Raw genomic sequence first — 14,747 nt, 5'->3', positions numbered from 1 at the left:
TAAAAGCATATATAAAAATAACAATAAATAGTCTAACAATCCGTTCAAAATTTTAAAACTAATAATAATGAAACAGGGAAAAGTTGCACCCGCAGAAGGTAAATTGGGAATTATGGTCGTAGGTTGTGGAGCTGTAGCGACTACATTCATGACCGGTGTGTTAATGGCTCGTAAAGGCTTGGCAAAGCCTATTGGCGCAATGACACAGTACGACAAGATACGTGTCGGGAAAGGAAAAGACAAGAAGTATCTTCACTACAAAGACATCGTACCGATTGCCGAAATGAACGACATCGTGTTCGGAACATGGGACGTGTACCCGCAAAACGCTTATCAGGCGGCTGTATATGCCGAAGTTTTAAAAGCAAAGGACATCGAACCTGTACGCGATGAGCTTGAGGCAATAAAGCCATTGAAGGCTGCTTTCGACAAGAACTATGCGAAACGCATCAACGGCGACAACGTGAAACAAGGCGTAACGCGTTGGGGAATGGTGGAAGAACTGCGCAAAGACATTCGGAACTTCAAGCAGGAGAAAGGCGTCAGCCGCATCGTAGTGCTGTGGGCAGCATCGACAGAGATATATGTGCCATACGAAGAAGACTTCCACGGCACGCTCGAAAAGCTCGAAACAGCCATGAAAACCGACGACCGCGAACACATTGCACCCTCTATGTGCTATGCCTACGCTGCACTTGCCGAAGGCTGTCCTTTCATTATGGGTGCGCCAAATACGACGGTAGACATTCCTGCCATGTGGGAACTGGCAGAGAAAACACGTATGCCGATTGCGGGAAAGGACTTCAAAACAGGGCAGACACTCGTGAAATCGGGATTTGCGCCTATCATTAAAACACGGTCTTTGGGCTTGAATGGCTGGTTCTCAACCAACATTCTGGGCAACCGCGACGGACTTGTGCTCGACGAACCTGCCAACTTCCGCACGAAAGAAGTGAGCAAACTCTCTACCTTGGAGACGATTTGCAAAGCCGACGAGCAGCCCGACCTCTACGGAAACATCTACCACAAGGTGCGCATAAACTACTATCCGCCTCGCAACGACGACAAGGAGGGGTGGGACAACATCGACATCTTTGGCTGGATGGGCTATCCTATGCAAATTAAAATTAACTTCCTCTGCCGCGATTCTATCCTCGCCGCACCGCTGTTGCTCGACCTTGCGCTCCTGAGCGACCTTGCTGCGCGCGACGGACGCTACGGCATACAACGCTTCTTGAGCTTCTATCTCAAGAGTCCGATGCACGATTATACGCAAGGAGAGGAAGCTGTGAACAACCTCTTCCAGCAATACACCATGCTGAAGAATGCTATCCGCGAAATGGGCGGTTACGAAGCTGATGAAGAAATTGATTAAAAGAACACAAAAAAACCGGGCAGCAAGAATGGCTTTCTTGCTACTCGGATTATTTATCGGGATAACAACGGCAGCAGCGCAAGACTTGCACTGCACTGTAATTGATGCACAGACGCAAGACACTATTGCGTATGCAAATGCCACATACAGAAGTTTAAAGATTGCAACAGCGGGCGACCAGTACGGCAAATTCACCATTGCAAGGCACAACGGACAAATGCTCGAGGTTACCGCAGTAGGCTACAAACCACGCAAAATAAGGATAACGGAAAAGACACCGAACGAACTTTTAGTTACTTTAATATCAATAACGAAGCAATTGGAAGGTGTTGTGGTAAAGGCGAAACGACGCCACAGGTATTCAAGAAAGAACAATCCGGCTGTGGAACTTATGCGAAGGGTTATTGCTGCCAAGCATAAGACCAACTTAAACAACCACGACTTCTATCAATACGACAAGTATCAAAAGGTTACGATGGCACTCAACAACATCACCCAAGCACAGTTGGAGACGGGAATGTTCAAGAATGCGCCGTGGTTAAGGGAACAAGTGGAAATGTGTCCTTACAATAACAAGATGATATTGCCTATCTCCGTAGACGAAACGGTTACGCAACACGTTTACCGAAAGTCGCCGAAAGATGAGAAAGAAATCATAAAGGGGCAGAGCACAAAGGGTATTTCGCAACTCATACAGACAGGCGAGGCGATGAATACCATCGTGAAAGACCTTTTTAAAGACATCGACTTGTACGACGACCAGATAGAATTGCTGCAGGCACGCTTCCCCTCTCCCATCGGTTCTACTGCCATCTCGTTCTACCATTTCTACATCGACGACACGGTAAAGGTGGGCGACGACGAGTGCATACGCCTCCAGTTTATGCCCGCAAACCAGCAAGACTTCGGTTTCCGTGGCGAATTGTACGTGCTGAACGACAGTTCTCTGCACGTAAGACGTTGCGATATGCAGCTCCCGGCAGGCACGGGCGTGAACTTTGTCGCAGCTATGAAGTTCAGACAGGAATATTCCAAGCTCACAAACGGCGACTGGGTGCTTACCACAGACGACATGATGGCAGAGTTGGAACTTGTTTCCATGCTCCGGCAAGTGCTCGTTATACGCACCACAGGCTTGCAGAACTACGCATTTGAGCCGATAGACCCTCACCTTTTCAAAGGAAAAGCAAAGAAAGCATACGACCCGAACGCGAAAATGCGCGACGATGGCTTCTGGGAGCAGCACCGCACCACTGCCCTATCGAAGAGCGAACACAATATGGACAACTTTATTAAGCGCATGGGGCGCACCAAAGGTTTCCAAACCGTTATGTTCGTGGTAAAGGCTTTCGCCGAAAACTTTGTGGAAACAGGCTCGGAAAAGACAGCAAGCAAGGTGGATATAGGACCTGTAAACACCTTCATTTCGAAGAACTACATAGACGGAATACGCCTGCGAGCTGCCGCACGAACCACTGCCAACCTAAGTCCGCACTGGTTTGCAGAAGGCTATTATGCCTACGGAACAAAGTCGAAAGAACACTATTACGGCGGTAAGCTGACGTATTCGTTCAAGAAACCCGAGTACCAACCTACGGAATTTCCTATCCGCACACTCTCTTTCGAGTCGTATCGCGACTTGGAATCGCCGTCAGACAAGTATCTCATACACAACAAAGACAATATCTTTATGACTTTCCGCCCCGTAAAGGTGGAGAAACTGTACCTATACAACAGGCAAAGACTGGGCTTCCAATGGGAAACCGACTACGGTCTTTCCACACAGATACAGCTGAACACCGAGAGCAACCGCCCATTGGGAAAACTCTATTACGAACGTATGGACGGCTCGTTTGTCGATAAAGTGCGCATGACATCGCTCACCGTAGGCTTCGATTACCGCCCCGGACAAAGCTACATCAACTCGAAACAGCGTCGCTTCGAGGTGAATTTAGACGCTCCGCAGTTCACGCTGACCCACACTATCGGTCTTAAAAACGTCTTAGGCGGACAGTTCAGCTACAACCTTACCGAACTTTCGGCATACAAACGTATATGGCTCGGCAGCTGGGGCAAGTTCGACATGCGACTAAAAGCAGGTGCGCAATGGAACAAAGTGCCCTATCACCTGCTCATTATGCCCCCTGTAAACACGTCGTACTTCGAGCATCAAGGGTCATTCAACTTAATGGAGAACCTCGAATTCCTCAACGACCGCTACGCACAGTTCAACCTTGCGTGGAACTTGGAGGGCAAAGTGTTCAACCGTATTCCGCTCGTGAAGAAACTGAAGTGGCGCGAATACCTCGCTTTCAAAGGTATGTGGGGACACCTTACCGACAAGAACAACCCACTGTTGCCGCAGAATGCCGCCGATACAGAGCTTTATAAGTTCCCCGAAGGCACCAACGTAATGGGCAAAAAGCCTTATTTGGAACTCGTAATAGGTGTGCACAACATCTTAAAGATGTTTGAAGTGGACTATGTGCGACGCCTCACCTACACCGACCTACCGGGCATTTCAAAGCACGGCATACGCTTCGGCTTCAACTTGGTATTCTAAAACAACGACACAAAAGGTCTGAAACAGCTATATAAAAAAGAATGTAGAGGCAAATCGAACATTTGTCCCTACATTTTTTTATTGCCTATTTGGCATTACACCTTATTATATATAGTAGCTCTTAGTTTTATTTATAAGTATTTAATTTACATATTTGAGAGCTTTCTTCAGTATCTCATATCCTTTTATAGTTAAAGAAGCATACCGTAGAAGTGCTTCGTTATTAGAGCTATACTTTGCACCTCTAAAGATACTATATCCATCTTGGTCAAGACTAAATATCATTCTATATAATCGTCCGTTATAATATATATGCTTATATTGGCAAATAGAATCTGTATTCATTGCAAAGCAACCTAATAGTCCTATAAATTCTTCTTCTTTTTGCTCTTCTTTATACTTATCTCCTACTTTATCAAGCAACTCTACCATTTGAATTCTTTCTACTCCTAATCTTCCCAATGTCGCAAGTAACTTAACAAAAGGTGTATCAGATAAGAAGCAAAAATCATCTGTTACACTTACTTTCTCTTTTCTATAAGCATCTTCAAAGTTGTCAAGAACTTTGGCTATATCTCGCACAGATTTCAGTTCTATTTCGACACCTATTGAGTTTAAAGCCCAATCAAATATTCTCTGATTCATTCCACATTTTTCTTCAATATGTGTATACAGTAATTCGTGTGCATACGCAGCTATTGAATAATGAAAAACGCGCTTCGAGAAAAACTTGTTAATGTAGCCTTCATAGTTAGAGTTACCATAGAAATTCTCGAAAGCTGCTTTTGTTGAATCAGAGTCCATAACAAAGATTATCTTATCGAATCCAAACTTATTTGGAAGTTCATCAAATTGTTTTTCTTTACCATCTTTATTGATAGTCTTGTCGCTGCATAGATAATGCCTATCGATATGGGCAGAAAAGATATTCAAGATTCTGAACAAATGTGCAGGGTCTATGCGGTCGAGGTCTTCTATAATGAGTACAGACTTTCCACCTTTGTTAGCAATACTCTGCGCAATCAACCAGCTTATTAAGTCTAATTCGTATATATTTCCTGCACCTTCAGAGAGGTTACCAATAATTTTTACAGCTTTTTCAAAATTTCCTTCTGTAATTCCTGCTTTGAAATCGTCAAACTCTTTACTTTTCTTTTCGATACCTTTTACAAGTGCCGTTACTCCTTTTAAGACAGCAGCAAACTGATTTCCGCTCCCAATTATAGAGGGAGCAAACTTGATAATATCCTTTAGTATATCGAATGAATTCTCATATACATACCACTGAACCAAGATATGGTCAGGAATATCGTCAATTGGAATGAAACTGCCATTTTGAATCAGCTGAAAAAGCAAATCGTGCTTGATATACTCCATTATTTGTTCGTTGGGCGCAATCTGGTAATTGACAGGATAGAGTGTGTAGAAAGTGTATTCATTGCTATACTTTTCTTTGAACTGATGCAGAAACTCCGTCTTGCCATCACCGAATTTTGCCGAGAAGATAGTTCTGTCTACATCGGATGCATTCAAATGATGGTAAAATTCTTCCAACTTTTCTGTTATGTCTATGTATTTCATTGACTAAGTGTTTTTGAAGTTAATAACGAGCGAAAACGGTTCTAATTTTGCCTTTCTGCAACGCAAAGAAAAGCAAACAATTGTCGCTGCGGCTAACGAGAACAAAGGTACGAAATTATTTGTTATGCGAAATGGTTTCTGCAAAGTTTCTTAAACCCAAATCGGTAATTAGGACGCATTTGCTTATATTTGCTATTACTCTAATGCCGATTTGGGTTAAAAATGGTAGAAAAACAGCTGTAAAAAGGCTGCAAAAGCGTAAATATTTTTCGCAGAAATATGTGTTGCGTAACCATCTTATTACCAACACTTTACAATACCTATTGTTTTGCGTTCCAAAACCGTAGGTTTTGCACGGTAAAAGCGTAGGTTTTGCAATGCAAAACCTACGGTTTCGCAACGTCAAAGCGATTATATCACTTTTTAACAGAATTATCTTTACAGAATAAGGGAGATTTGGGGGTGTTTGCATCGAGCTGCAAAACGAAAACGATCGGACTAATTTTGTGTTGCCTTATCCTCCGTAGTTTGCGATTTTCTTGCTGTCCGTGCCTGCTCAATTTTATCCTTCATGCTCTTTACATGTGCGATGGCGTGTTTGCGGGCACTGATTATCTGATAGCGATAGACAAGGCAGGTGATGGAGAAATATATGGCGGCTTGCACCCAAAGGGCAAACACTTGGGTGCGTATGTCGGCAAATGTGCCCCCCATAGACGACAGACGGAGGAAGCCACGCACACCGAAGGTAGACGGAACGAGCCACGACAGACCTTCCCAAGCACCGGGAATATTGCTCTGCGGCCAACTGACACCCGTCAGGAAAAGGAAGGGAATAGAAGTAAACACGACAAGCAGCATTACGTTTTCGCGATAACGAACAAGGCACGAAAGCGTCATACCGAAGAAAATAACCGATAAAAGATAGGGCACAAGCAAGCGGATAAGGTCGGTGGGCTGCGCCAACATCGTGAAGTGGAAGAAGCGTGGCACTGCCAAAGTGATGTAAGCCGACACCACACAATATATCATGAAGTAGCAAAGCGACTTGCCCAACACTATTTTCAGTATGCCGTTGTGGTGCTTGCTGATGGGTACAAGGTCTTGATAGCGGTTATTTTCGCGTGCCGTACCTGCCGAAAGACCAATACCGAGCAGCAGTGTTTGTTGCAAAATAAGTATCAGCACGCCGGGAAGAATGGCGTTTCCGTATCCGCCCGTAACGTTGAAGATGGGTTCTTCGACTATCTCCATGGGTTGCGTTCTCAATTCTTCGTCGCGCACGGTAACCGTTCCTATCATTTCTTTTTGCCGTTCCTTGCCCATGTCGAGCGACACATAGACTGCCGTTAGGTAAATGGCTTTGTAGGCAAGCATTATGCTCATGTCGCAATAAATGCTGACATGGGCTTGCTCTCCGCGGTTCAGTGTGCGCTCAAAGTCTTCGGGAAAGAGCATAATTCCGTTGGCTTTTTGGTGTGCCACAAGGGCTTTGGCTTCGGGAAGACTGTTGCAATAGTAGGCAGCCTTTACTTCGGGCGAGGCATCGAACATACGAATGAACCGGCGTGAGGTAGCCGTGTGCGATTGGTCTACTATCACAACGGGCACATCGCGCACCACTTCGTTGTTGTAAATCCACGAGTAAAGGAGCGGATAAAGCAACGGAACAAGAATGAAGAAGATAAGCACGCCTTCGTCTTTGATGGTGTTCTTCATCTCTATCCACCAGATGTAGCAGATAGAAACTATCAAGTTGCCATTAACGTCAGTGCGACGATTGTTTGATTTCTTACCCATAAATCACGCTCGAGCCCTCTTTCTTGCAAAAGGAAATAAACTTAATGCAGGGTTTTATAATGTTTTATTCTATTATTGTTTTGTATGAAAAGCATTGCGAACCACGCTCCGACAGTTGCCTCAAGGTATATATACATACTCCAACATCGCCCGTCGAATATTGCGAACCGTGAGCAAAGGAAGGGCTGCAAATGCCACGAGTGCCACCACGTGCGGCCATGCGTCTATGAGCGGATAACCGTTGAAAATGCTCATTTGGTACACCATATAATAATGTCGGAGCGGTATGAGCTGTACAATTGCTATGATGGGCGAGTCCATTGCAAACAGCGGATAGGTGGCACCGCAAGCCGAAAAGCCCACTACTGCCCATAACGAACAAACACTCATCGACATACGGAGCGACGGCATCAGTCCGAAAACAAATATGCCGAAGCCTTGCGACGATGCCACGGTGAGCAGTGCGAGCAGCAGTATCTTGGCAATTCCACCGGGGTGAGGGAAGTCTAAGTATCCGTAAACATACCATTCGTAGCCCAAAAAGATGGTGAAGAACACAAGGAACTGCGGCAACAACTTGCCCGAAATGGCGATGAAGATATTCTTTCCTGCCATTTGCATCCACTCTCTCGAACGTCCGAACTTCAGTTCCGTACCAATCGAATACGCCGTAATGAGCAACATGAACAGCATTAACACACCCGGCACCATAATTGTAGACAGGTAGATGTTGTAGCTCAGCCACGGATTGCCTATCGTATGCACATCAAGAGCAATGGGTTGGAGCTTTGCTTTTATCTCGCGTTCGGTTTTTCCGAGCATCTCAAGCTTTGCCGAGCCGATGGCTGCAGAGCCAAGTGTGGTGATGATTTTCAGGTCTTTGAAGAGCAAAGCCCCTGCCATAAGGCTCACATTGCTGTAGTAGAACGACACTTTGGGCTGTCTGCCACTGATGAGTTTCGCCGTGGTGCCTTCGGGAATGTACAGAAACGCATAGATTTTGCCTTGCTGAATGGCGCGCCGTGCTTCGTTTACGTTCGTGTAATGTGCCACCACCTTAGTGTTCTGAAAGGCATCTAAACGACGCACAAGCGAACGGGTTACGGTGGAATTGTCGTTGTCTACCACACCACAAGGCATATCTTTGGGTTGTCCGGCATTCATAAGCGACGTGAAAAAGAACAGCACGATAATCGGAAAAATTACCATGCAGAACAAGTAGATAGGCGTATGTAGCATCTGCCCTACCTCTCGTGCAGCTATTCTTATGATGCGTCGGAACACGGTCGGGGTTGTTTTTGCTTTGCTTGTTCTATTCTTTTTGGCGTTATTTCTTCAGTATCACCGACATACCGGGGCGTAATCCGTCGAACTTGCCAATGGGTTTTGCTTTCACTTGGAAGGTTTTCAGGTCGTATTGTCCGTTGGCTTTTGTAGCTTTCCACACCGCATACGTACCTTGGTCTTTAATAGAGGTTACCTGCAAATCGATGTCTTTGTTGAACGCAGGCAAGAAAGCCTTCAGCTTTGTGCCCACTTTCATACCGTTCAGCTGGTCTTCACGAATGTTGAAGGTTACCCAGACGTCGTTCACCATCGATATACTCATGATGGGACTGCCCAGTCCTACGAGTTCGCCCACCTTCGGATAGATGGTAGAAACCTCACCGTCGGCAGTTGCCCGCTGCACTGTTTCTTTCAAAATAGACTTCACCACGTCTACCGCCGAGCGTGCCGCCTGTGCTTGTTTCTTTGCTGCCCGCTTCGTTTCCTCACGCTTTCCGCTCGTTGCAAGCTCGTATTGAGCACGTGCCACATCTACTGCCGACTTCGTTGTCTCGAAAGCGGCTTCGGCTTCGTCGCGCTTTTGGGCAGAAATAACGCCCTCGTTGTATAATCGGAGCAGGCGTCCGTAGGTCTTTTCGGCTATGTCGTTGGCAGTAATGGCTTGTTGATACACCTTGTAGGCTGCTGTTATAATCTCCTGTCGGTTAGGTGCTTCCGACAAGTCGCTTAATGCTTCGGTTGCGCCTGCTGCGGCGGCGGCAACCTTTTCCTGTGCGCTGACCTCCGGAATTTCGAGCACTGCCAGCACATCGCCTTTATGAACGTAGTCGCCTTCCTTTACTCGCAGCTCGGTAATGCGCCCCGGCAGTTTGCAAGCCACACGGTATTCGCTGACTTCCACTTCTCCTTGTATAATCTCTTCTTCGTTTCCTAATGTGAAATAGCCTATTACTGCCACCGATACAACTACGGTGGCAAAGCCGAGAATGGCTAAAAGAATATTGTTATGTTGCGATTTTGCTGACATAATGAAAGCCTTTTATATTGTTGGTTTTATTTCTGTTGCAATTTTGTTTCGATATTTTGAAGCATACGAAGCGAAGTTTGGCTGCTGCATTTTCTGCTGTCTTTAGCCGTTTTTACAGTTCGCCAAGTGCCTTTTTCAGTCCTACCTGTGCGGTGCGCACGGCTATTTCGGCATCTATAATGGCTGTTTTTGCCGACAGCCACGCCGTTTGTGCCTGCATAACATCGGTAACAGTCATTACACCTTCGGTAAACCCGAGGTTGGCTACACGCAGGTTTTCTTCTGCCGATGCCATATTCTTGTTCGCCGTAGCAAGGCGCGAGTTTGCATTTTTCAAACGGAAGCGGTTCTGTTCCATCTCCAAACGTATCTTGTGGCGCACATCGCTCAGTTCCATTTGTGCCATTTGGGTAGCCGCACGAGCAGCCCGCACCTTGTATTTGCCTTCTCCCCAGTTCCAAATAGGTACGTGCAAGACGAGTCCAACGCTCCAAACGTCTCTGAATTTCTGCTCGAAACCGTTGAACGCATTGGGGTTTGTAATGGTGTAACCTGCTGTCAGGGCAAGGTGTGGTCGATAAAGCGACTGAATGAGCTTAGTGCTTTGCTTGGTTATATCGACCGTATTCTGCAATATTCGTACTTCGGGACGAGCATTGAAGGCTGTGTCCACATTATTATAATTGGTGGGCGTGAAGGCTGAAAGCTCATCGGTATCTTCGTCTTCGAGTTTCAAATCGCCATCAAGAGGCAGTCCGCAGAGTTGGCAGAGTGCCATTTTCGCAAGCGAAATGCCGTTTTCTATTTCCGTAATGGTAAGGTTTGCCGTGTTCACGGCTACCGAAACCTTTAGTCCGTCTGCCTTTGTCGCTACGCCGGCATCGTACATTTTGTTCACGTTATCGTGCAGTTTGCTTATCAAATTGCGATATTGTGTGGCAAGTTGCTCCTTTTTTCGTAGCGAAACTATGAGCCAATAGGCGTTGTCTACAGCGAAAAGCACAGTCTGTCGTTTCAGTTCGATGTCGTTTTGGGCAAACTCTTCACCAATGGCAGCTATGTCGTTCATGGCTTTTATGCCACCTCCCATGTATATAGGTTGCGTAACCATGATGCCTGCAGCGTACATATTCTTTGTATTTGTGCGCAATCCTTGACGTATTGTCTCGCCAATGTTGTTGCCTGCCTGCGACAATGGGGCGGTTATATTGCCCAAAACATCGCCCAGACGTTGTGCTGCTTCGGCTGAAATAATGCCCTGCTGCACCAGCTGACTGATGTTTTGTCCTATTTGTCCGTTTAGTTTATCCACCGTAGCCGACCCCAACGACGATAAAGTTTTCTTCTGTTTATCGTTGAGCAAGGACACTTCGCGCGACAGGTGTTCGTATCCTGCAATACCTGTAACGCGCGGCAGATATTTTGTCTTGGCTGCTTTGTGTGTATTTTCGGCTATATCGGCTGTAACACGCGATATTGCAAGCTGCTTATTGTTCGCCAAAGCCATCTCGCGGCAGCGTTGCAGCGATAACGTTTCTTGCGAAAAAGCCGATGGAACAGCTGTGAATAATATGCTGAAAAGCAACGTTAGTCTCATCATATAAACTTTGTTGTAACCAGAATGCAAAAGTAGAATATTTTAAATGCAAAGCAAAGAAAATTGTTCTATATTTTCTTTATTTTCGTTAAAGGGCGGAATTTTAGAGATAAAATGAACAAGTTTTATTTTTTTTTCTTACTTTTGCATAAACAATTGAACTTAATACAAAACTTAGAACAATTTCATTAAATGAACAAGAAGGGCTTTTTATATAAGGTATTCGACCTTTACTATGACGGTTTCAGAAGTATGACGATAGGCAAGACGCTATGGCTGGTAATTTTAGTAAAGCTCTTTATCATGTTTTTTATTCTTAAATTGTTCTTTTTTCCTAACTTCATCAAGCAGAATGCGAAGAAAGGAAACGAAGCCAAATTCGTAGAAACGGAAATGCTGAAACGGAATTAACCCCGTCAGCATGGGACTTACGGAGCCCTTCGACGATGAAAGACTACGAACAACGAGAGGTTCTCGAAACGCTCTGAAAGCAAAAACCGTGAATTAAAAAAGCGAACAAAATAAATTCTAACAGTTATATTATTCAACAATGGGAAATCTATTATTAACCATCGACCCCGATGTAGTGAACTGGTCGCGTGCCCAGTTTGCGCTCACAGCCATTTACCACTGGCTGTTTGTGCCGCTCACGCTTGGCTTGGCACTCATCATGGGTATCATGGAGACGTACTATTATCGTACGGGAAAAGAGTTTTGGAAAAAGACCGCCCAGTTCTGGCAACGTCTTTTCGGTATTAATTTTGCGATGGGTGTTGCCACCGGCATCATCTTGGAGTTCGAATTCGGAACCAACTGGAGCAATTACTCTTGGTTCGTGGGCGACATTTTCGGTGCACCGCTTGCCATCGAGGGTATGTTGGCTTTCTTCATGGAGTCTACTTTCGTAGCGGTTATGTTCTTCGGTTGGAAGAAAGTGTCGCGAGGATTTCACCTTGCATCTACTTGGCTCACAGGTATTGGTGCCACCATATCGGCTTGGTGGATTCTCGTTGCCAATGCGTGGATGCAAAATCCTGTCGGTTGCGAGTTCAATCCCGACACGATGCGCAACGAAATGACATCGTTCTGGGAAGTGGCTTTAAGTCCGATGGCCGTGAATAAGTTTACGCATACCATTACTTCGGCTTGGGTTTTGGGTGCTGCTTTCTGTGTCGGCGTCAGCTGTTGGTACTTGCTGAAGAAGCGTCATGTAGAGTTTGCACGCAAGAGCTTGAAGATAGGTGCTGCCGTAGGGCTTGTATCGTCGTTGCTTACAGCGATGGTTGGCGACGAATCGGCTTATCTTGTTGCAAAGCATCAGCCTATGAAGCTGGCAGCCATGGAGGCTTTGTACGAAGGCGGTAAGGGCGAGGCACTCACGGCAGTAGCCCTTGTCAATCCGTTCTCGCAGCCCGACTATATGAGCGAAACCGAACCGCCAATGAAGATAGCTGTGCCTAAGGTGCTTTCGTTCCTTGCCACACGCGATTTCAACGGCTATGTACCCGGTATTCGCAACATTATAAACGGTTATACAAAGGACGACGGCACCGTCGAACCATGCTCAAAGAGAAGATGGAACGCGGAAAGCAAGCCATAGCAGCTCTCAAGGACTATCGCGGCGGACAGAAAACGGAAGCCAATATAAAGACGTTGAAGGAGAACATGAAGTACTTCGGCTATGGCTATATTAAGAATGCCGACGAAACCGTGCCTCCTATCGGCATCAATTTCTGGGCATTCCGCATCATGGTAGGCTTGGGTGTGCTGTTCATTCTCGTATTTGCCGTTATCTTGTTTGTGCTTTATCGCAAGGACATTACCCGCGCCCGCCTTTTGCAATTGGCAGGTGTTGCCCTTATTCCATTGGCTTATATTGCCAGCGAAAGCGGTTGGTTGGTAGCCGAATTCGGGCGTCAGCCTTGGACAATTCAGGATATGTTGCCAACGTGGGCAGCGGTTAGCGACCTCAACAGCGGAAGCGTAGCTCTTACGTTCTTCCTCTTCCTTTTCCTCTTCACTGCCATGTTGTTGGTAGAAGTCAGCATTATGTGTAAACAAATAAAGAAAGGACCGGAACTATGACATACGAATTTTTGCAACATTACTGGTGGTTTCTCATTGCACTCTTAGGCGCATTGCTCGTCTTCCTGATGTTTGTGCAGGGTGCCAACTCCATGATTTTCCAATTAGGAAAGACCGATGTAGAACGCCGTATGCTGGTAAACTCTACCGGACGCAAGTGGGAATTTACCTTTACAACGCTTGTTACGTTCGGCGGTGCATTCTTCGCATCGTTCCCGCTCTTTTACAGCACCAGCTTCGGCTCGGCTTATTGGGTATGGGTCATCATTCTTTTCTCGTTCATCATTCAAGCCGTAAGCTATGAATTTCAGAACAAAGCAGGCAATCTTCTCGGTGTTAAAACCTTCCAGACCTGCTTGATTATCAACGGTATCGTTGGTCCGCTGCTCCTTGGCGGCGCAGTGGCAACTTTCTTTACCGGGTCGAATTTCATTGTAGAAAAGGCGAACATCGTGAACGAAATGCAGCCCGTCATCTCGCATTGGGCGAACGCTTCCCGTGGTCTCGACGTGTTGTTGAACCCTTGGGTGGTAGTTTTCGGCATTGCGGTTGTATTCCTCGCTCGTGTATTGGGCATACTCTACATTAATAATAATGTGGCAGACGAAGCCATTCGTTCGCGCGTTCGTCCGCAGTTGCTCGTAAACACGGTGCTGTTCCTCGTCTTCTTCCTCGCTTTCTTGTTGAAAACACTGCTTGGCGAAGGCTATGCGGTAAACGCAGAAGGCACCATCGTGATGGAACCGATGAAGTATCTGAACAATCTTCTCGATATGTGGTACTTGGCTATCGTTCTCTTGGTGGGCGTGCTGCTGGTGCTTTTCGGCATCGTCCGCACCCTTATGCAGAAAGATTACATCAAGGGCATCTGGCCAACGGGCATCGGCGTGGTGTTGGTTGTTATCGTGTTGTTCCTCATTGCAGGCTACAACAACACGGCTTACTACCCTTCTACCGCCGACTTGCAAAGCTCCCTGACCATCAAGAACAGTTGTTCGAGCGAGTTCACCCTCACCGCAATGTTCTATGCCAGCCTGATTGCACCGTTTGTTCTCGCCTATATCTTCTATGCTTGGCGCAGTATCGACAGCAAGAAGATTGACCGTAAGGAGATAGAAGACGACGACCACGCATATTAAAATTCTTTTTCATTTCATCGTTTTATCCTAAATAGCGATAAAACAATAGCTTCCGCACGATGTGCCACAATGTTGGTGCATCGTGTTTTTTGTGTTTTAACAGGGAAGGAATAGCGGGGGGGGCTAGAAAATCTAGTTTTCCTAGAATTTCTAGAAACTCTAGCATAGAAGTTAATAATAATTTTGCTTCTGCCTCCACAAAATTTCTACTGCTCCGCAAGCGCATTGCAGCGAAAAAAAATGGCTTGCAAAGCACGATTATGGCACAATTATTGTACCTTTGTCCATCGAAA

General features: G+C 45.9%; 9 protein-coding genes and 1 pseudogene. 5 read left to right on the top strand and 5 right to left on the bottom strand.

Annotated features, from left to right (window positions below; all coding sequences use genetic code 11):
* The first annotated feature begins 67 nt into the window (after positions 1 to 67).
* Positions 68 to 1,375 (top strand): inositol-3-phosphate synthase, encoded by a 1,308-nt coding sequence (locus JCM15124_RS05545; RefSeq protein ID WP_024998634.1) that lies wholly within the window; start codon positions 68 to 70, stop codon positions 1,373 to 1,375.
* A 28-nt stretch (positions 1,376 to 1,403) separates the two neighbouring features.
* On the top strand, positions 1,404 to 3,938 hold the full coding sequence (locus JCM15124_RS05540; RefSeq protein ID WP_084608898.1) for a DUF5686 family protein: 2,535 nt from the start codon (positions 1,404 to 1,406) through the stop codon (positions 3,936 to 3,938).
* A gap of 141 nt (positions 3,939 to 4,079) precedes the next feature.
* On the opposite strand, the gene JCM15124_RS05535 is transcribed toward JCM15124_RS05540, so the two are convergent.
* From JCM15124_RS05535 to JCM15124_RS05510, 5 genes are all read right to left on the bottom strand, one after another.
* Entirely contained in the window at positions 4,080 to 5,519 is a 1,440-nt protein-coding gene (locus tag JCM15124_RS05535) for a hypothetical protein (protein ID WP_051527365.1), read from the bottom strand.
* A 498-nt stretch (positions 5,520 to 6,017) separates the two neighbouring features.
* Positions 6,018 to 7,319 carry an ABC transporter permease gene (locus tag JCM15124_RS05525; RefSeq protein ID WP_024998631.1) on the bottom strand — a complete coding sequence of 434 codons (1,302 nt, stop codon included), beginning with the start codon at positions 7,317 to 7,319 and terminating at the stop codon, positions 6,018 to 6,020.
* A gap of 120 nt (positions 7,320 to 7,439) precedes the next feature.
* Positions 7,440 to 8,603: an ABC transporter permease gene (locus tag JCM15124_RS05520; RefSeq protein WP_024998630.1), complete on the bottom strand. Its 1,164-nt coding sequence runs from the start codon at positions 8,601 to 8,603 to the stop codon at positions 7,440 to 7,442.
* 43 nt (positions 8,604 to 8,646) lie between these two features.
* Complete coding sequence (locus tag JCM15124_RS05515) at positions 8,647 to 9,633, bottom strand: HlyD family secretion protein (protein ID WP_024998629.1); 987 nt, start codon at positions 9,631 to 9,633, stop codon at positions 8,647 to 8,649.
* A 112-nt stretch (positions 9,634 to 9,745) separates the two neighbouring features.
* On the bottom strand, positions 9,746 to 11,230 hold the full coding sequence (locus JCM15124_RS05510) for a TolC family protein (RefSeq protein WP_373277529.1): 1,485 nt from the start codon (positions 11,228 to 11,230) through the stop codon (positions 9,746 to 9,748).
* Between the two features lie 192 nt (positions 11,231 to 11,422).
* Between JCM15124_RS05510 and JCM15124_RS05505 the strand changes: the two genes are divergently transcribed.
* The 3 genes and pseudogenes from JCM15124_RS05505 to JCM15124_RS05495 all read left to right on the top strand — a co-directional run bounded on the left by JCM15124_RS05505 (position 11,423) and on the right by JCM15124_RS05495 (position 14,454).
* Complete coding sequence (locus JCM15124_RS05505) at positions 11,423 to 11,641, top strand: DUF4492 domain-containing protein (protein WP_024998627.1); 219 nt, start codon at positions 11,423 to 11,425, stop codon at positions 11,639 to 11,641.
* 139 nt (positions 11,642 to 11,780) lie between these two features.
* Positions 11,781 to 13,315 (top strand): annotated as a pseudogene (locus JCM15124_RS13395) (cytochrome ubiquinol oxidase subunit I).
* Entirely contained in the window at positions 13,312 to 14,454 is a 1,143-nt protein-coding gene (locus JCM15124_RS05495) for a cytochrome d ubiquinol oxidase subunit II (RefSeq protein ID WP_024998626.1), read from the top strand. The pseudogene JCM15124_RS13395 and the gene JCM15124_RS05495 overlap by 4 nt, the downstream one beginning before the upstream one ends.
* Positions 14,455 to 14,747: the final 293 nt, after the last annotated feature.

The sequence above is a fragment of the Prevotella falsenii DSM 22864 = JCM 15124 genome (genome assembly GCF_000613945.1).
In the GTDB taxonomy this organism is placed as follows: Bacteria; Bacteroidota; Bacteroidia; order Bacteroidales; family Bacteroidaceae; genus Prevotella; species Prevotella falsenii.
Note: the sequence above shows the minus strand (reverse complement) of the source record. Positions and strands in the feature narration are given on the sequence as shown.

Excerpts from the sequence above, each read along its gene's own strand:
- JCM15124_RS05505 (WP_024998627.1), top strand. The coding sequence starts at position 11,423 with ATGAACAAGAAGGGCTTTTTATATAAGGTATTCGACCTTTACTATGAC.
- JCM15124_RS05535 (WP_051527365.1), bottom strand. The coding sequence starts at position 5,519 with ATGAAATACATAGACATAACAGAAAAGTTGGAAGAATTTTACCATCAT.
- JCM15124_RS05545 (WP_024998634.1), top strand. The coding sequence starts at position 68 with ATGAAACAGGGAAAAGTTGCACCCGCAGAAGGTAAATTGGGAATTATG.
- JCM15124_RS05515 (WP_024998629.1), bottom strand. The coding sequence starts at position 9,633 with ATGTCAGCAAAATCGCAACATAACAATATTCTTTTAGCCATTCTCGGC.
- JCM15124_RS05510 (WP_373277529.1), bottom strand. The coding sequence starts at position 11,230 with ATGAGACTAACGTTGCTTTTCAGCATATTATTCACAGCTGTTCCATCG.
- JCM15124_RS05540 (WP_084608898.1), top strand. The coding sequence starts at position 1,404 with ATGGCTTTCTTGCTACTCGGATTATTTATCGGGATAACAACGGCAGCA.
- JCM15124_RS05495 (WP_024998626.1), top strand. The coding sequence starts at position 13,312 with ATGACATACGAATTTTTGCAACATTACTGGTGGTTTCTCATTGCACTC.
- JCM15124_RS05525 (WP_024998631.1), bottom strand. The coding sequence starts at position 7,319 with ATGGGTAAGAAATCAAACAATCGTCGCACTGACGTTAATGGCAACTTG.